Source organism: Rhodopila sp. (genome assembly GCF_965277165.1).
GTDB lineage: Bacteria > Pseudomonadota > Alphaproteobacteria > Acetobacterales > Acetobacteraceae > Rhodopila.
The window spans coordinates 920,431-938,146 of sequence record NZ_CBDICE010000005.1; the positions used below are offsets into that span (position 1 = coordinate 920,431).

Below are 17,716 nucleotides of genomic sequence, written 5' to 3' on the forward strand. Positions count from 1 at the left end.
CGCCACCGGTCTAGTGGGAACCCGTTCGCCATACGATGCACCACGCTGCTGGGTACGCACATCAGACCACGTGACCATTAAGCTGCATCTGCTGACACGAATGTTGGGTCTGGGCCGAAAACTCGTCCACGACTGACAAGCCATCAGCGCCGTTGCAAGGACCTTCAACGTCCACCCAGCCACGATCTATCGCGTACTGGACAGATAGCCGCCTTACGCTGCTTTTCTGTTCCTCTCAACCGCACAGGCCTAAGTCAGCTGAGGGACAGTAATTACTTAAATATGTTCCGTCGGACTTTGGCACGCTGTTTGCCTAAAATATCACAGAGACCAGCCGCGGAGCCAAAAAAATGCTCGATCTACTTCGCAACACGACTCTGCGCACCGTCGCGGTCCTCGTCGGAACGATTGGCTTCGCGCTCACCAGCGCTTCACCAGCTAAAGCGGATGTCCTCGCCATCGGATCGAGCCACGCCTGCCAGGTCCTTCAAGCAAAATATTCTGCTTGGAAGGGCAAGACCCTGGTCGACGCCGTCAATCCGCACACACCGGGCTACGAGGCGCTCGACCCCGCCGACCCGTCGAAATACATCGGCTTCGATGTCGATCTCGTGGAGGCACTAGGAAGCTGTCTCGGGTTCAAGGTCACCTACAAGTCGGTCGCCTTCGCATCCCTGCTGACCACGCTGCAGAGCGGTCAGGCAGATATCGTAATCTCGGACATCTACGCGACCAAGGAGCGCGCAAAAGCCGCCGATTTCATCACCTACTCGAAAGTGTTCGACGGCGTGCTGGTGGCCAAAGGCAACCCGAAGGGAATTACCGGAATCAACGAGACGCTCTGCGGCACCACCGCGGCGGAGAACACTGGCTACGTCGAGGTCCCATTGATCCAGAACCTGGCGTCGACGTGCAAGGCGGCCGGCAAGGCGGAGGCCGCGATCCTGCTGTTCGACAACAACGCCAACTGTATCCAGGCGATCCTGGCCGGGCGTGCGGACGCCTATGTCAACGACGTCAATACGGTCGATCAGGCGGTGAAGGCGTATCCGGATCAACTCGCGAAGGCGGTCGCAGTCACCCTGCCCTATTCAGTCGGGATCGCGGTGCCGAAGGGCAAGACCGATTTCCGCGACGCGATCATGGCGGCGCTGATCCAAATTCAGGACAGCGGCCTTGAACTGAAGCTACTGCAGAAATGGTCGCTCGACAGCGGCGGCCTCGAGAAGCCGAGCCTTGTCACGGCCGAATGAGCCTATTCGCTCATTATCTGAGCCTCCCATATCTCCTGTATGGGACCTGGTTCACGATCGAGGTGACGGTTTTCGGTCTGCTGGGCGGCACGCTGCTCGGCTCCATCCTGGGTGCTATGCAGCTCAGCCGGGCAGCTTTGCTGGCCGGCTTCGCCCGCAGCTATGCCGTGATCTTCCGGGGCACGCCGCTGATCCTGCAGATGGTATTCGCTTACGATGCCCTACCGCATATCGGGCTCAAGCTCGGTGCGGTCACGGCGGCGTCGCTGGCGATAGCAGCGAATGAGGCGCCATTCATCGCCGAGATCCTGCGCAGCGGCGTCCGCGGGGTCGATCCCGGCCAGGTGATGGCCGGGCAGGCGCTGGGGATGACGCCGCGTGTGCTGATGCGCAGGATCATCGCACCACAAGCCATCCGCACGATGGTGCCCGCGCTAGGCAACGAGTGCGTCTCGGCGCTGAAGAATTCGTCGCTCGCTTCGGTCATCGCAGTGCCGGAACTGACGCTACGGAGCACGCAGCTCGCCTCGTCAACATTCGATTTCTTCTCGATCTTCTTCGCCTCCGGCGTGATGTATCTGGTGCTGACCGGGCTGGCGAGCGCACTTCAGCTTGGGATCGAGCGGCTACTCGACTTGGATCGGGTCATGAAGCGCAAGCGACCAGTGGCGTCGGCACCAGCGGTCATTGCTCCGATCACCACGTCTCCCGACGCGGCACGGCCGCGCGGCGAGGTCGTGATCGAGATCAAAAAGCTGCACAAGCGGTATGGCGAGCAGATCGTGCTCGATCATCTCGACCTCGTGGTCCGGGTCGGCGAGATCGTCGCGCTGCTCGGACGATCGGGGTCGGGCAAGAGTACGTTGCTGCGCTGTATCAATCAGTTGGAGCGATGGGACGCCGGGTCGGTCCTGGTCGGCGGACGGCAGCTCGGGGTGGCGGCCGACGGTCGCACCCTGTCGCCGCGAGAAGTCGCCGGCGCGCGGGCCAATCTGGGTGTCGGCATAGTGTTCCAGCAATTCAACCTATTTGGCCACCTGACGGCGCGACAGAACGTGGCCGGTCCGCTCGTGTGGGTGCACGGCGTCTCGCCCGTCGAAGCCGACCGCCGGGCGATGGCGCTGCTGGGCCGGGTTGGTCTCGCACACCGGGCGGATGCCTTGCCGAGACACCTGTCCGGCGGACAGCAGCAGCGCGTCGCCATCGCGCGGGCGCTCGCGCCGAACCCGAGCGTCCTGCTGCTCGACGAACCGACCTCGGCACTGGATCCCGAACTCGTCGAGGAGGTGATGGATGTGATCCGCTCCCTCGCCGCACAGGAAGGACTGACGATGATCATCTCGACGCACCAGCTTCGCTTCGCGAGCAAGATCGCGACGCGTGTGGTGTTCCTGGCCGACGGCGTCGTCAAGGAGGACGGCCCTGCGCGCGAGGTGCTGACAGCGCCGAGCAACCCGCTCACCGCACGGTTCCTGCGCGTAATCGGGGCAGACAGCGCCGCTCCGGTCGGCGTATGACGACGCAGCGCGAGACGTTCTCGTTCACCCCCGAGCAGGGCGTGCCGCCGGGTCTGGCGCCATTCTCGCACGCGACGCGGTGGGGCGATCTACCGTTCGTGACGGACCAGATGCCGACGGACCCGGCCTCGGGCCGGCTGGTCGAAGGCGGGCTCCTGCCGCAGGCCGAGCAGGTCCGGCGTAATCTCGAAGCCGTTCTGGCTCAGTTCGGGGCGACGCTAGATGATAGCCTGATGGTTCGGGTTTACCTGACCGACTTCACCGACTACACGGCGTTCAGCGATGCTTGCCGAAATCGGTTCAAAGCGCCGCTGCCGAGCCGGGCCTGCCTCGGTGTCACCGGGCTGGCGGTGCGTGCGCTGGTTGAAATCGATCTGACCGTGGGATTGCGATCATGAGCCTGCTTCGCGACGAGAACCTCGGCGGGCGGGAGCGCCCGCGCCCGACACTGCACGAGCTGCGGGCCACGCCGGAGACGGTGCACTGGGGCTATTTCTCCGCCTCCCGCGCGCCATCGCTCCGCGTCGCCAGCGGCGACATCATCCGCGCCGAAGCCGTTACGCATCACGCCGGCGATGCGCCGGAGTTGATGATGGATGCCAGCGTCCAGGCGATCTTCGACGGCGTGCCGATCGAGGACCGTAATCCGGGCGTGCATATCCTCACCGGACCGATTCACATCGAGGGGGCGAAGCCGGGCGACATCCTTGAGGTGCGCTATCTTCAGATGACACCACGGCTGCGCTACGGGTCGAACCTCGCCGCGCATTGGGGGCATCTGTATCGCGATTTCGGCAAGGAGCGGGTGACGATCTATCGCGTGGACGAGGCATGCCAGACCGCCGAGGCCGTGTTTGCCTACGACTTCCCAGGCAAATACGAGGTGCCCGGGACGATCACCACGGAGAAAGAATGCTGCCGTATGCCGGCGCTACGCGGGGTGCGCGTCCCGGTAAGGCCGCATCTGGGAACGGCAGGCGTGGCGCCGGATGCGCCGGGGCGGGTGAGCAGCATCCCGCCAGGCAAGCATGGCGGTAATATCGACAATTGGCGGATCGGCGCCGGATCGACGATGTTCTACCCCGTCCAGGTCGACGGCGCCCTGTTCTCGATCGGCGACCCGCACATCTCGCAGGGTGATGGGGAGATCAGTGGGACGGCGATCGAGGCATCGCTCGACGTTATATTCCAGCTGTTCGTGCGCCGCGACTTCCAATTCCCATCGCCACTGCTGAGGACTGCCAATAGCTGGATGACGCATGGCTTCGATGAGGACCTCGACCTTGCAATGCGCGGGGCAAGCCTGGATATGCTGGAGTTGTTGACCGAGCATTACCGCTTGAGCCGCGACGACGCCTACTCATTGATGAGCGTTGCGACAGACTTCTCCGTCACTCAAGTGGTCGATGGTCGCCAGGGTATCCATGCGCGCATTTGCACCGCGGTGTTCCCGCCGGATGGTCAGTGAGGATAGCCCACTCGATGTTTTTAGGTTGGTGCAAGGGAGCACGCGGAAGCGGTGAGCACGCCGAAATTCAGGTGGTGGCGGCGACTGCGGTCGAGAGGCGGCGGCAGTTCCGCGAGAAGGCCCGCGCCGCCGGGTAGCGTCGATGGCCGTTGTGGGATCGCCTTATAGGCTGAGTGCCCTGCGTTCCGCATCCAGCCAGGCAAACCAGGCATCGATCCCATCCCCGGTTTCGGCTGAGACGGTGATGACGCGGATGCCCGGATTGATCTCGCGGGCGTAGCCGATGCAGCGCTCCACACTGAACCGCAGGTGCGGCAGCAGGTCGGTCTTGTTGATCAGCATCAACTGGCAGGCGCGAAACATATGCGGATACTTGATCGGTTTGTCCTCGCCCTCGGTGACCGAAAGAATCACCACCTTGGCCCGCTCGCCCAGATCGAACAGCGCCGGGCAAATCAGATTGCCGACGTTTTCGATGAACACCACGGCACCGTGCGGCGGCTTCAATTCTGTCATGCCGCGGGCCACCATGTCGGCATCGAGATGACAGCCGGTGCCAGTATTGATCTGCACCACCGGCGCACCCGCGGCCTTGATCCGTTCGGCGTCGTTCAGCGTCGCCTGATCGCCTTCCACGACATAGACCGGAGCTGACTGACTGACCACGCCGATGGTCCTTTCCAGCAGCGTCGTCTTACCGGCGCCGGGTGAACTCATCAGGTTGACCGCCAGGATTTCGCGTCCCTCGAACCAGCCGCGGCTGCGCTCCGCGATGAGTTGGTTCTTGGCCAGCAAGTCCCGCTCCAGTTGCACGACACGGCCATGCACCCCAGCGTGCAGTGATGCCTGATCATGGTCGTGGTCATGGTCGTGCTGGTGATCGCCATGGGCATGAGGATGGCCGTGGTCATGATCGGCCAGTACCGTGCGCTCGCCGGTGACCGGATCGGTGATCATGACGTGTTCGGTATCGGAACAGCCGCAGGTGGTGCACATCACGCGACCTCCATTTCCTTGAGACGCAATTCTTCGCCGGCAATGACCCGCAGGTCGCTGTTGCCGCAGGGGCAACTTTCGGCAAACGAGCGGATCTCGATCTCGCTTCCGCAGCCTCGGCAGCGCGCCCGTCCTGGCGTCGATATGATTTCAAGCTCGGCGCCTTCAACCATGGTGTCCTTGGCGCAAATCTCGAAACAGAACCGCAACGCCTCTGCCGTGACGCAGGACAACCGCCCGATCTCCAGTCGCACGCGCAGCACGCGGGCCCCCTGCGCCTGTTCGGCGCAGTGTTCGACGACGCCGTCTGCGATGCTCAGTTCGTGCATCCGACACCTAACATATGCGCGGCAATTGTTCGCCGACCAGCATGTCGACGATACGCTCACCGCCAAAAATGGTCTGCATCGTCACCATGCCGGGGCGGTTCGCGGTGACCTCGCCGATGATCGCCGCGCCCACGCCGCTGGGATGCGCCCGCATCGCCGACAGCACCGCATCGACCCCGTCTTGCGGAACGATCGCGACCAGCTTGCCTTCGTTGGCAAGATATAACGGATCGAGACCGAGGATTTCGCACGCGCCCTTGACTTCCTCGCGCAGCGGAACGTCGCGTTCGGTTATCCGGATCCCGACGTTGGAGCTTTGCGCGAACTCGTTCAGCACCGTCGCCACGCCGCCACGCGTGGCGTCGCGCAGGCAGCGTATGTTCGGGTAGGCCGCCAGCATCGCCGCAACTAATCGGTCCAAGGGCTGGCAATCACTTTCGATGTCGGCCTGCAGTGCGAGTTGATTGCGCGCGATCAGGATGGCGGTTCCATGGTCGCCCAGCACGCCGTTGACGATCACCGCATCGCCCGGCCTCGCTTGTTTGGCCGAAAGCGACACACCGGTGGGCACCATGCCGATACCAGCGGTGTTGACGAACATCTTGTCGGCGGCGCCGCGCTCTACCACCTTGGTGTCCCCGGTAACTATCTTGACTCCGGCTCGATCAGCCATCCGGGTCATGCTGGCGGCGACGCGATGCAGCGTGGCGACCGGCAGTCCCTCCTCCAGCACCACGGCGCAGGACAGAAACAGCGGCCGAGCACCGGACATCGCGAGGTCGTTGATGGTGCCGGCGACGGCCAGCGTGCCGATGTCGCCGCCCGGAAAGAACAGCGGATCGACGACATAACTGTCGGTGGTGAAGGCCAGCCGATCACCGAACGCCGCCAGATCGGCGAGCACGATGGTGGCCTGGTCTTCGAGACTATTCAGCGCAGGATTATCGAATGCGCGAACGAACACCTCCTCGATCAGGCGCCGCATCGCCCGGCCGCCGCTGCCATGGGACAGGTTGATGCGCTCTTCGACCACCGCGTTCATGCCGGGATCGTTTCGGTGCGGCCGTAGCTGTAATACGCGGCGCAGGCGCCTTCGGATGAAACCATCAACGACCCTAGCGGCGTTTCCGGGGTGCAGGCGGTGCCGAACACCCTGCACTGGCGCGGTTTGATCACGCCTTTCAGCACGTCACCGCACTGACAGGCGGCCGGATCGGCGATCGTGACGTTGGGCACGCTGAACTTGCGTTCCGCGTCGAACGCCGCGTAGCCGTCGCGGATTCGCACACCGGAATGGTCGATCGACCCAAGTCCTCGCCACTCGAAGAACGGCCGGGTTTCGTAGACCTCGGCCACCGCCGCCAGCGCACGCGCATTGCCGTCTTCAGGCACGATCCGCCGATATTGATTTTCCACCTCGCAGCGGCCGTCGGCCAATTGCCGCAGCACCATCCACACCGATTGCAGCACGTCCAGCGGCTCGAACCCGGCGACGGTAATCGGCTTGTGGTAGTCACGGGCGATAAAGTCGTAGACGCGTGTGCCGATCACCATGCTGACGTGACCCGGACCGATGAAGCCGTCGAGTTGCAGGTCGGCAGAATCGAGGATTGCCTTGACGGTCGGAATGATGGTGATGTGATTGCAGAACAGCGAAAAATTCGCCTGCCCAGCGCGTCTCGCCTGCATCAGGGTCATCGCCGTGCTCGGCATTGTCGTTTCGAAACCAAGACCGAAGAACACCACCTCGCGTTCGGGGTTGTTGCGCGCGATCGCCAATGCGTCGAGCGGCGAATAGACCATGCGCACGTCGGCGCCCTCGGCCTTCGCCTTGAGCAGACTCTTGCGCGAACCCGGTACCCGCATGGCGTCTCCGAACGTGGTGAAAATCACCTCTGGTCGTTCGGCAATGGCAACGCAGTCATCCACCCGACCCATCGGCAGCACGCAGACCGGACATCCCGGCCCGTGCACGAACTCCACCTCATCGGGAAGCATTTGCTGAATGCCGTAGCGAAAGATCGAGTGGGTATGGCCGCCGCACACTTCCATGATCTGCAGCGGTCGATCGCCGACACGACGAATGCGCGGCATCAGGGCGTGAATTTCGCCGACCAGTGTGCGGGCCTTGTCGGGGTCGCGGAACTCATCGACGTATTTCATCACTGTCCTCAGAAAGAGAATCCCGTCTCACCGGTTTGCTGCATCACGTCGACCTCCGCCTGCATTTCGCCAAGTTCGGTGAGCAGCGCGAGCGTGCGTTCGGCTTCGGCTGCGTCGATATGGCTCATTGCGAAACCGACATGCACGAGAACCCATTCGCCCAGGTAGGCTGACGGCTGGGTACCGTCGGCGACGATGAAGCTGACGTTGATGGGCCGGCGAACGCCGCCGACCTCGACCATCGCGGTCATCGTTTCGGGATCGATGATCTCGGTGATACGGCCGGGAATACCAAGACACATCAACGTTCTCCTATCAGCGTGGCGGCGGCGATCGCCGCCTGGCCCAGTGCGAGGCCGCCGTCGCCGGCGGGCACCGCGCGGTGGGTCAAGACGCGCAGTCGCAGCGGAGCAAGTTGGTCGATGACCTGCTCCAGCAGCCGCTTGTTGTGAAAGACGCCTCCCGACAGCGCGACGGTGTCGAAGCCGGTCAGCCGCCGCAAGCGGCCGACCGTCTGGCCGATGGCGGTGGCCAGGCCGTTGTGGAACCGCGCCGCCTTGGTCGCCACGGGCGCCGGATCGGCGAGCAGGGCGCGCCACATCGGCGCCGGATCGATCACCGACAGCGCGCCCGCTTGTTCCGTCAGGAACGGATAGGCGCCACGCTCATCGGGATCGGCCACGGTCTCCAACTCGATCGCCGGTTGGCCTTCGTACTGTGCGTCATCGCGGCAGATCCCGATTGCCGCCGCCACCGCGTCGAACAGGCGGCCGCAGGAATTGGCCAGCGGCGCGTTGACGCCGCGATCGATCATGCTGTCCAGCGTGAGCAGCGGCTTGGCCGCCAGGAAGTCACCCAGGTCCGACGTGGCCGACACCGAAGCTGCGCGAAGATGCGCATAGGTGCTGCGCCAGGGTTCGCGGATGGCGCGTGCGCCGCCGGGCATCGCCACCGGCTTAAAGCAGCCGAGGCGCTTGAATCGCACGTAATCGGACAGCAGGAATTCGCCGCCCCAGAATGTGCCATCCGCGCCATAGCCAAGACCGTCGAGCGCAACGCCGAGTACCGCGGCAACATTCAAATCGAGGCCGTTCTCAGCCATACAGCCGGCAATGTGGGCGTGATGGTGCTGCACCTCGATCAATCGCAGGCCTGCGGTGATGGCCCTGTCTCGACCAAGCTTGCTGGGCAGATAGTCCGGATGCAGATCGACCGCGACAGCCTGCGGGACGTGCTGGAACAGCCCGCAATACTGCTCGATCGATTGTGTATAGTCGGCGAACGTCTCGGCGTTCTCCAGATCGCCAATATGGTGGGACAGCACCGCATTTCCGTCCCGCAAAAGGCAGAAGGTGTTCTTGAGTTCCGCTCCCATCGCCAGGACGGGCAGTGCGGTCGCGAAGCTGTCCGGAAGCCCGATCGGCGCCGGGGCGAAGCCGCGCGCGCGGCGCAGGCTGCGAGGCTGATCGCCGATGACCCGGACGACCGAATCGTCCACCCGACGGGCGATGTTCCGGTTGTGCATCAGGATGCTGTCAGCGATTTCCCCCAGGCGTTGCCGCGCCTCGGCATTGGAAATGCACTGCGGCTCGTCCGACAGGTTGCCGCTGGTCAACACGATCGGCCGATCGAGATCTTGTAGCAACAAGTGGTGCAGCGGCGTGTTCGCCAGCATGACGCCAAACGTTGCCATATTCGGTGCGACCTCGGCGGCGATATGATTTCCCGGCACCGCCGACATGATGACGATCGGTGCAGCGGACGATTCCAGCAGGCGCGCGTCCAGTTCGGTGACGGTACAAATTTGCCGCACGGTGGCAAGGTCGGCTGCCATCAGGGCAAACGGCTTCGCCGCCCGCCGTTTGCGCTGACGCAGCCGAGTCACCGCCATCTGGTCGGTGGCGTCGCAGGCAAGCTGGAACCCCCCCAGACCCTTGACCGCGACGATGGCGCCATTCAGCAACGCCGCCCGCGTCGAAGCGATCGCGTCCTGATGGACGACCTCGGGTTCGACCCAGACCCGCGGGCCGCAGGACGGACAAGCGATCGGCTGGGCATGAAACCGGCGATCGGCGGGATCGCGATATTCCTCGCGGCAGGCCTCGCAGAGCGGGAATGACCGCATCGTGGTGGCCGCTCGATCGTAGGGCATCGCCTCGATGATCGACAGCCGGGGACCGCAATGCGTGCAGTTGGTGAATGGATAGCGATGGCGTCGTGCATGCGGGTCGAGGATTTCCTGGCGGCAGTCGAGGCAGATCGAGGCGTCCGGTGCCACGGCGGTATGCACGGCCGTCACGCGGCTGGAGGCAATGAAGAACGCCTCCGGCAGCGGGACCGATGCGTTTCGGGTGCGGTCCAACCTGTCGATGCGGGCCAGCGGCGGCGGGTGCGCAAGCAACTGATCGATGAAATCGGCGATGCGGCGCGGCGGCCCACCGACATGGATGGTGACGCCGTCGCCGTCGTTCGCCACTGATCCGCGCAAGCCTTGCGCGCGCGCCAGGCGCCAGACCGTCGGGCGAAAGCCGACACCCTGCACCAGGCCGCGCACCTGAATCGTTTCGGCGATCTCGGATTCGACGACGACCGTCATGCCGCGCTACATCGAGTTGATCTTGATGTAGCGCGCAATATCCTTGGCGTTCGCCGCGAACGCCAGTGCCGCCAGCGCGCCAAGACCGATTGCGGCAACCCACCACCCGGTGCTGGAACCGCGGGACCCTGTGCGCGACACCGCCTGCTGCGCCCGCGTCAGCCTTCTGCTTGCGTAACTCATGACATGACCTTTCGTTTCGATAGCTCGTCAACAAGCTGTTCGACCGTTGCGATTGCGGCATCCAGTGCCGCAGCGACCGGTTCGCTGAGACCCATCGCTCCGTCCTCATCGCCGAAGGTCAGCGGTTCGCAGGCGACCACCCGGATCACTGGACGACGACCGCCCAGCGCGGCGGACAGCCGCAAGACCCTGGCGGGATCGAGATCGTGCGGCTCGAGCATGACGTTTTCCGGCACCGCCGCATCGGGCTCGATCACCGAGATGGTCCCGGGCGGGTGACCGCGCTGTGCCGTGTCGATCAGCACCACCGCGTCGTAGCCATCCAACAGCGCATAGGTCAGGTCCAGGCTGCGGATGCCAAAGTCGACGACCTTCACCCCGGGCCGCGATGGTCGGCGCAACAACCGCTGGGCGACTTCGGTGCCGAAACCGTCGTCGCCCTTGAATAGGTTGCCGATGCCGGCGACCAGGATCATGACGCTGTCTCCGGCGGCAGCAGTTCGATTTCGTCCTCGGCGAAAAAGAAACGATGGCCGGGCATGCGATCGAGGCCGAATTCGCGACCAGGATCGTCAAGCACGGTGACGGCGACATGGATGCGGTCCTCGAAGTCGCGTTCGATCGCCTCGATGATCGCCACCTTGTCCTTCAATACCACGTCCATGATGTCGGCTCGGCGTCGCGGGCGCAGGCGGACGCGGTCGCCTGGCTTCAGTCCGGCGGGTTCGGGTTGCGGGCGGCGCAGCACGCCATGCAGCTTTGCCCAGTCCGCCGGGGTCAACGATTCGGTGCGATCAAGTAACGCACGCGCCTGTTCGCTGGCACCGGCCATCTCACGCTTCTCTTCGTCGGTGAGCGTCAAAATGCGCAGCGACAGGATTTCGTCGATCTCGGTGCTGTCGAACAGGTTGCCGGGACTTTCCGGGGCTATCTTTGGATAGTCGTACAGGATGATCGGTGACGACAGCATCATCCGGCGCTGGGACTCCGGGCCGGCCAGAACCGGCCAGGTGCCGATATTGCGGCACGCCGACGCAGCGTCTCGAAGCTCGTTCGGCGGATCCATCAGCGAGACAAATGCGCCCTCCTCCAGTCCCAGAATGGTATGAGTGGAAACCAGGGCATGGCGTTGGGCCACATCGCGCGGATAAAATTCGGCCTCGGTGATCGGGGATTGGTTTTCGATGCGGATGCCGACCTGCCAGGTTTGCGTGGCGGCCGCTTGCGCATCGATGCGGACGCAGCCCGACACAGCCTGTGTTGTGCGCACCCATTCGCCGGCCAACTGTCCCGATCCAGCCAGGATCGGTTCGCGTTGCTCCGACGCGGCGAAGCCGAAGGCAACGGTTCGCGGGTCATCAGATAGTTCGCCGACGGTCAGCGCCGGGATTGCCACTGTCCGTTCCAGCGCTTCCTCCCAGGCAATGTGGCGCTTTCCATCCACATCCAGCGACGGCACACGCGTACCGCCGACTTCGATGTCGCGCACCACCAGGTGCAGGAAACCGACCCGAACCTCGATCGGTGTGTCGCGGTCGCCATACAGCAGGCACTCGGTCTGCATCATCCACGGCTCGCTTGGTTCATGCTCGGCATAAATCCGCGGAAACACGCCGCCGAAGCTCCAACGCTGTCGGTTCTTCACCGATGAAGGTCGATACGGATACAGAATGTATCCCTCATACAGCACCGCTTTGGCGATGTCGGCGATTGGATCCAGGTTCATCGCTGGACCTCTACCTGCGGGCTGCCCTTGCGATCATCAAGCAACGATTGCAACGCCTGTTCCCAGGTCGCCAGCCCGCTCCGGCGCTTGTAGCGATACAGTTGCTCGAACACGTCGTGGTCGATGCGCAGCCAAGTGCTGTTGGGGTAATAACTTTGCATCAGATCGCGCCAGGTGCCCACCGGCAGGCGGAAAGCCGATTCCTTGTTCCAGGAGATTTGCATGATTTGCAGTTGGTCGTCGGCGTCGCGGTAGAACACGGTGCCGCTGAACAAGAATAGCAGCGGCACGTCGCCGTCGCCGAGGCCATGGAAATACTTGGTGGCAGCGATATTGAAGTCGAAGCTGCACGGCACCGGCAGCCTGAAGGCGCAATCCGCGTCGAATCCCGGCACCGCGGCAGTGACATGGGTCCACAGGAAGCCACGTAGTGTCTGGCTCCACCGGGCCGGTTCGCCGAACAGATCGCTCAGCCGGTCGTGGTCGGCGGGTTCGTAGCGCCGACGCGTGGGCTCGATGCGGATCTGGCAATTGAGCATGACATTGGCGATCGGCAACGTCGGGGTCTTGTTGCTGATGCGCAGATCGAATTGCAACAGCGGCGATACCGCGAAGCGCTCGACTTCGGCACCGGTTATGGCGAAATCCAGCTCAACCATGGCCGTCGGCCTGGTTGGCGCGCAGCCGCGCAAAGAACCCGTCGATCGCATCCCACGCCTCGCTGCCGCCGGACAGGCCGCGCCAATGGGTGCGGATCAAACCCACCAGCAGGTAACATCTGTCGATCGGGACGCGCCAGTATTCGCGGCTGCCCTTGGTGCGGTTGACCAGCAGGGCTTCGACGTCAGGTTGCAGCTCGGCGAGGACCGGATTGTCAGCCACCAGTTGACCCCAGGCTTCCAGACCGAGCAGCGATTCGGTCGCTCCGGCGGGACTGGGATAGAACGCAACCGGATTGTCGGCAGCCGAGGTAGTGAACAGGAACGCCATGCCGATCGGAATCTGCAACGCATCCCAATCGCCGTCGGTCAACCGAAAATCTAGCAAACGCTCGGTTTGCCCTGGCACTTGGCGGTAGCGGCGGTTTTGCGTCGCGGTGTCCTCGCAAGCGGCGCAGGCGCAGATCAGACGGCGGCTATCGAGCTCAAGCAGATGGGCGTGCCGCGTCGGGATGGCGCCATGGCAGAGATCGCAATGCTCCATCGCCGGCGCGGCGACGAACATGCGCACCCGCCGAACCCAATTATGGGCTGGCGCTACCGCCAACATGGCGATGCGGCCGCGGTGCTAAAGCGCCTGGGCTGCGACGCTGTCATTCGCAGCGTTTTCATCGAGTTCCTCGAACAGAATGTGTTCCAGTTCCGGGGCGGCATCGACGACGGCGTCCTCGATCTCCTGGCGCAGCGCGGAGGCGCCGGCACCGGACAGCAGCAGGCGCAGAGAACCATGCGCCAGGCGCACCGAGACCACCCGGGCGTGGTGTTGTTCAAACCGCGGTCGAAGCTGCTGCAATGCGCGCCTGACGCGGGTATCGGGGTCCTCGGGGTGGGCGCCGTGCAGCAGCAACATGGCGCCGATATGGGGATCCTCGGCCAGCCGGGTGACCAGGTCGATGTCGCCCGCAGCGGCCACGCCCGCCACCAGTTTAGTCAGTGCCAAGCCATGCAGATCCAGCATGAGCTGCAGCACTTCCCGAGCCGGCTCGCGTGCCGCCGGGTCAGGCAGCGCGTCGAGGGCCGAGATCAGCGTTTCCAGCCGGCGCAGTGAGACCTGCACCGCTTGCTTGTCGGCCTGGGTCATGAATGACCATGGCCGGCTGCGCCGAAGGTCGGCGAGTGCGTGGTCTTCAGGGTCTTTCCGTCCCCCAGGAACATGTGCACGCCGCAAGGCAGGCAAGGATCGAAGCTGCGCACGGTGCGCATGATGTCGATGCCCTTGAAGTTGTCGCGGCCGTTCTCCTCGAAAATCGGGCACTGCTGCACCGCGTCCTCATACGGACCGGGGGTGCCATACTTGTCGCGTGGGTTGGCGTTCCATGGCGTCGGTGGATACGGATGGTAGTTGGCGATCTTGCCGTTGCGGATCACCAAATGATGCGACAGCACGCCGCGCACCGCCTCATGGAAGCCACAGCCGATGGCCTCGTCGGGGACCTTGAAGTCGGTCCAGGTGGCGGTGCGGCCGGCCTGCAATTCGGCGAATGCCTTTTCCAGGAAGTGCATCGCCGCAGCCGCGGCATAGGCCTGGAAATAGGTGCGGGCGCGATCACGCTCGATGGTGTTGCTCCATTTCGGAATCTTCCACTCGAACTCTACTTCCGGCTTCAGGGCGGTCTTCGGCAGGTAGATCTTGACGCTGTTTCCGGTCGCCTTGACGTAGCCGATATCGACCATCCCAGCCAGCGCGGTGGCCCACAACCGCGCCAGCGCGCCGCCACCCGTATCGAGCGCGAGATGATCGCCGGTGCGCTTGTCGAGCCAGCGTGGCGACATCACCCAGGAATAGTTGCCGTCGAAATCACGCTTCTGCGGGCGCGGCACGGTGGTCTGGTTCCATGGGTGGTTCTGATCGACCGCGTTGCCCAGCGGATCGTGCTTTACAAAGGTCTCACGGTTCTCCCAGCCGTCGTAATAGGAACTGCCGAGAAGAATGCGGATGTTGAGGTTGATGTCGACCAGGTCGGTGGTGACCAACTGGCCGTCGACCACGACGCCAGGGGTGACGAACATGCCGCGCCCCCACTTGGTCATGTTGCGATACTGGTAGTCGCAGACGTCTGGGTCTTGAAACGATCCCCAGCAGCCCAGCAGTGTGCGCCGCTCGCCGACATGTTCATAGCCCGGCATCGCTTCATAGAAGAAGTCGAAAAGGTCGTCGTGCAGCGGCACGCATTTCTTCATGAACTCGATGTATTTGACCAGTCTGGTCATGTATTCGGTGAACAACTGGAGTGACGGAACGGTACCGACACCGCCGGGATACAGTGTGGACGGGTGGACATGGCGTCCTTCCATCAGGCTGAACATCTCGCGTGTGTAACGGCTGACCACCAGGGTTTCGCGATAGAATTCACCGGTGAAGGGATTAAGCGCCTTCATGATGTCGCCAATCGTTCGGTAGCCGTGATCGGCGGAGTGCGGCGCGGTGGTTTTCTCGGCCTTCGCCCACACGCTGGGATTGGTCTCCTTGACCATCTGCTCGCAGAAATCGACGCCGACCAGATTGTCCTGGAAGATATTGTGGTCGAACATGTATTCGGCGGCCTCGCCGAGATTGACGATCCACTCCGCCAGCGCCGGCGGGCGGATGCCATAGGCCATGTTCTGCGCGTAAACCGAGCAGGTGGCGTGATTGTCGCCGCAGATGCCGCAGATCCGGCTGGTGATGAAGTGCGAGTCGCGCGGGTCCTTGCCCTTCATGAAGATGCTGTAGCCGCGGAAGATCGACGAGGTGCTTTTGCACTCGGCCACCTGGCGATTCTCGAAGTCGATCTTGGTATAGATGCCCAGGCTGCCGACGATGCGGGTGATCGGGTCCCAGTTCATCTCGACCAGGTTGCCGGGCGCCTTGGCCGCCCCGCCGCCGGCTCGTTCCTGGACGTCGCGTGGGATATCGGCCATGGCTGATGGTTTCCCTCAACAATTGCCGGCCCTCGGATCGGGGCCAGGCGGAGTTCAGCTCCCGTGGTATCCGGTGGTCAGAACCTGGCGGTTGTGCCGCCACTTCGGTTCCCGGTTCAGCGTTGCGTTGGTGATCTTGCGCAGATTGCGGATCAGGATGCCGTACGGCTTGATCGCGCCGGAGGAGAACACCGCGCCGGGTGGTTCATCCATGAACGGCATGAACTTGTCGGGAAAGCCCGGCATGGTGCAGCCGATGCAGATGCCGCCAACATTCGGACACCCGCCCATGCCGCCGATCCAGCCCCGCTTCGGCACGTTGCATTGCACCACCGGGCCCCAGCAGCCGATCTTCACCAGGCATTTTGGCGAGCCGTATTCGGTGGCGAAATCCGCCTGTTCATAATACGCCGCACGGTCGCAACCGTTGTGCACGGTGTTGCCGAACAGCCAGCGTGGCCGCAGCGCCTGATCGAGATCGATCATCGGCGCCAGCCCAGCGAGTTGGCGCAGCAGGTAAAGTACAGTTTCCATGAAATTGTCTGGCTGTACTGGACAACCCGGCACGTTGACGATCGGCAGGCCGGCCTTCGACCGCCAATTCCAGCCAAGATAGTCAGCCAGCCCCATGCATCCTGTCGGATTGCCCTCCATGGCGTGGATCCCGCCGTAGGTTGCGCAGGTGCCCGCGCCAATGACCGCCAGCGCCTTCGGGGCAAGACGGTCGATCCACTCATTGGTGGTGATCGGCTGGCCGGTCTTCGCATCGGTTCCCATCGCAGCCCAATAGCCGTCGCCGCTCAGGTTCTCGTTCGGGATCGAGCCTTCCACGACGAGGACGAAGTTATCCAGTTCTCCGCGAGCCGCCTTGTGAAAGGCGGCAAGAAAATCCTCGCCGGTTTCGTAGGCGAGAACCGGGTTGTGCAAATGAACCTTGGGCAAGCCCGGGATGGCGCCGAGGATGACGTCCTCGATACTTGGTTCGCTGGCCGCGGTGATCGACACCGTATCGCCATCGCAACCAAGGCCCGCGGTGATCCAGAGGATATGGACTTCTTTTATCGCCGGAGGTCGCTGAGTCTTGCGACCATAGGGGACGGTTTCCTGGTCTGCCATGAGCGATTCCTCGAATGCCTTCTTAGGGCAACTTGAATTGGAACGCCGGTCTATGCGTTAAACTACGCTGGAAGCCTGCGATGGTGTGCGTCGCTGAAGACACAATCACGTGTCCGGCTAATCGAGTCATCCAGCACCGCTGATCAATCCGGCATATCGAACAACCGGCACCAACCGAACGGACTGACGTCGCCCGCCACAATCTGACACGATTCCGACCGGCGAAAGAAGCTGCAAGCCTGGCAACTCATCCCGCCATGCGGCGTGTCCTGATACTTGGCGTCCCGTGGCGACATCTTCACCGCGACTTGTGCCGAGGCCTGGTGCCCGGCGCCGCCGAGCACCATCGCCAGCAAGAGACGGCGCGACCCGAAGACGTTACCCCGGCTTGCTGACATAGCCGTAGCGCAGGTTGCTTCGGCCCGGCCCGTTGGCTTGGTAATCCGCCTTGATAGCAGCGAAACGATCGTGCGGGACCAAGAATGCGTGCTGCTCCAGACCGTACAGGCGCATGGTATTGCCGCTGAAAATCGCCATCTTGACCGGGCCGTCAGCAGCGCCCACCGGCTCAAAGCCATGTTTCTTCTGCATATCGGACGGGATCTCAAGCCATCGCAGCCCCTCGATCTGCCACTGCGGCGCGCCGGTCCAGACCGCCTCGGTGGGCGCGCAACACGCATCGAAGAGCATTTTGGCGCGGCAGCACCGGGGCTCGTTCAGAGCACGATCGATGTCCTGTTCCATGACCT

Annotated in this window: 20 protein-coding genes; 4 read left to right on the plus strand and 16 right to left on the minus strand. The window is 63.3% G+C overall.

Translation table 11 applies throughout. The features are described from left to right. Positions 1 to 350 precede the first annotated feature (350 nt). From ACQY4Y_RS04960 to ACQY4Y_RS04975, 4 genes are read left to right on the plus strand one after another with little or no spacing between them, the layout of a single operon-like run. Complete coding sequence (locus tag ACQY4Y_RS04960; RefSeq protein ID WP_428489442.1) at positions 351 to 1,253, plus strand: ABC transporter substrate-binding protein; 903 nt, start codon at positions 351 to 353, stop codon at positions 1,251 to 1,253. After that, on the plus strand, positions 1,250 to 2,770 hold the full coding sequence (locus ACQY4Y_RS04965; RefSeq protein WP_428489443.1) for an amino acid ABC transporter permease/ATP-binding protein: 1,521 nt from the start codon (positions 1,250 to 1,252) through the stop codon (positions 2,768 to 2,770). Before ACQY4Y_RS04960 ends, ACQY4Y_RS04965 begins: the two co-directional genes overlap by 4 nt. Then, a complete protein-coding gene (locus ACQY4Y_RS04970) occupies positions 2,767 to 3,168 on the plus strand; it encodes a RidA family protein (RefSeq protein ID WP_428489444.1) in 402 nt (133 codons plus the stop codon). The genes ACQY4Y_RS04965 and ACQY4Y_RS04970 overlap by 4 nt, the downstream gene beginning before the upstream one ends. Next, positions 3,165 to 4,238 carry an acetamidase/formamidase family protein gene (locus ACQY4Y_RS04975; protein WP_428489445.1) on the plus strand — a complete coding sequence of 358 codons (1,074 nt, stop codon included), beginning with the start codon at positions 3,165 to 3,167 and terminating at the stop codon, positions 4,236 to 4,238. Before ACQY4Y_RS04970 ends, ACQY4Y_RS04975 begins: the two co-directional genes overlap by 4 nt. 162 nt (positions 4,239 to 4,400) lie before the next feature. On the opposite strand, the gene hypB is transcribed toward ACQY4Y_RS04975, so the two are convergent. From hypB to ACQY4Y_RS05055, 16 genes are all read right to left on the minus strand, one after another. Continuing rightward, positions 4,401 to 5,234, minus strand: a complete 834-nt coding sequence (gene hypB, locus ACQY4Y_RS04980) for a hydrogenase nickel incorporation protein HypB (protein WP_428489446.1) — start codon at positions 5,232 to 5,234, stop codon at positions 4,401 to 4,403. Continuing rightward, positions 5,234 to 5,563: a hydrogenase maturation nickel metallochaperone HypA gene (hypA, locus tag ACQY4Y_RS04985; RefSeq protein WP_428489447.1), complete on the minus strand. Its 330-nt coding sequence runs from the start codon at positions 5,561 to 5,563 to the stop codon at positions 5,234 to 5,236. Before hypA ends, hypB begins: the two co-directional genes overlap by 1 nt. A 7-nt stretch (positions 5,564 to 5,570) precedes the next feature. Then, positions 5,571 to 6,605 (minus strand): hydrogenase expression/formation protein HypE, encoded by a 1,035-nt coding sequence (hypE, locus tag ACQY4Y_RS04990; RefSeq protein WP_428489448.1) that lies wholly within the window; start codon positions 6,603 to 6,605, stop codon positions 5,571 to 5,573. Next, entirely contained in the window at positions 6,602 to 7,726 is a 1,125-nt protein-coding gene (hypD, locus tag ACQY4Y_RS04995) for a hydrogenase formation protein HypD (protein ID WP_428489449.1), read from the minus strand. The genes hypE and hypD overlap by 4 nt, the downstream gene beginning before the upstream one ends. A gap of 8 nt (positions 7,727 to 7,734) precedes the next feature. Then, positions 7,735 to 8,028, minus strand: coding sequence for a HypC/HybG/HupF family hydrogenase formation chaperone (locus tag ACQY4Y_RS05000; RefSeq protein ID WP_428489450.1), 294 nt, complete (start codon positions 8,026 to 8,028; stop codon positions 7,735 to 7,737). Then, positions 8,028 to 10,322, minus strand: coding sequence for a carbamoyltransferase HypF (hypF, locus tag ACQY4Y_RS05005; protein WP_428489451.1), 2,295 nt, complete (start codon positions 10,320 to 10,322; stop codon positions 8,028 to 8,030). The genes ACQY4Y_RS05000 and hypF overlap by 1 nt, the downstream gene beginning before the upstream one ends. 6 nt (positions 10,323 to 10,328) lie before the next feature. Next, positions 10,329 to 10,505, minus strand: a complete 177-nt coding sequence (locus tag ACQY4Y_RS05010) for a hypothetical protein (RefSeq protein WP_428489452.1) — start codon at positions 10,503 to 10,505, stop codon at positions 10,329 to 10,331. Beyond that, a complete protein-coding gene (locus tag ACQY4Y_RS05015) occupies positions 10,502 to 10,981 on the minus strand; it encodes a hydrogenase maturation protease (RefSeq protein WP_428489453.1) in 480 nt (159 codons plus the stop codon). The genes ACQY4Y_RS05010 and ACQY4Y_RS05015 overlap by 4 nt, the downstream gene beginning before the upstream one ends. After that, positions 10,978 to 12,231 carry a hypothetical protein gene (locus ACQY4Y_RS05020; RefSeq protein ID WP_428489454.1) on the minus strand — a complete coding sequence of 418 codons (1,254 nt, stop codon included), beginning with the start codon at positions 12,229 to 12,231 and terminating at the stop codon, positions 10,978 to 10,980. The genes ACQY4Y_RS05015 and ACQY4Y_RS05020 overlap by 4 nt, the downstream gene beginning before the upstream one ends. Beyond that, on the minus strand, positions 12,228 to 12,890 hold the full coding sequence (locus ACQY4Y_RS05025; RefSeq protein ID WP_428489455.1) for a DUF6084 family protein: 663 nt from the start codon (positions 12,888 to 12,890) through the stop codon (positions 12,228 to 12,230). The genes ACQY4Y_RS05020 and ACQY4Y_RS05025 overlap by 4 nt, the downstream gene beginning before the upstream one ends. Continuing rightward, positions 12,883 to 13,455 carry a DUF5947 family protein gene (locus ACQY4Y_RS05030; protein ID WP_428489456.1) on the minus strand — a complete coding sequence of 191 codons (573 nt, stop codon included), beginning with the start codon at positions 13,453 to 13,455 and terminating at the stop codon, positions 12,883 to 12,885. Before ACQY4Y_RS05030 ends, ACQY4Y_RS05025 begins: the two co-directional genes overlap by 8 nt. A gap of 63 nt (positions 13,456 to 13,518) precedes the next feature. Then, on the minus strand, positions 13,519 to 14,031 hold the full coding sequence (locus ACQY4Y_RS05035; protein WP_428489457.1) for a hypothetical protein: 513 nt from the start codon (positions 14,029 to 14,031) through the stop codon (positions 13,519 to 13,521). Beyond that, entirely contained in the window at positions 14,028 to 15,851 is a 1,824-nt protein-coding gene (locus tag ACQY4Y_RS05040) for a nickel-dependent hydrogenase large subunit (protein ID WP_428489458.1), read from the minus strand. Before ACQY4Y_RS05040 ends, ACQY4Y_RS05035 begins: the two co-directional genes overlap by 4 nt. 54 nt (positions 15,852 to 15,905) lie before the next feature. Next, the gene (locus ACQY4Y_RS05045) at positions 15,906 to 16,967 is read right to left on the minus strand and encodes a hypothetical protein (protein WP_428489459.1); all 1,062 of its coding nucleotides are present in this window, start codon (positions 16,965 to 16,967) and stop codon (positions 15,906 to 15,908) included. A 143-nt stretch (positions 16,968 to 17,110) separates the two neighbouring features. Next, positions 17,111 to 17,365 (minus strand): hypothetical protein, encoded by a 255-nt coding sequence (locus tag ACQY4Y_RS05050; RefSeq protein ID WP_428489460.1) that lies wholly within the window; start codon positions 17,363 to 17,365, stop codon positions 17,111 to 17,113. Continuing rightward, entirely contained in the window at positions 17,346 to 17,711 is a 366-nt protein-coding gene (locus ACQY4Y_RS05055) for a hypothetical protein (RefSeq protein WP_428490778.1), read from the minus strand. The genes ACQY4Y_RS05050 and ACQY4Y_RS05055 overlap by 20 nt, the downstream gene beginning before the upstream one ends. Between the last annotated feature and the right edge of the window lie 5 nt (positions 17,712 to 17,716).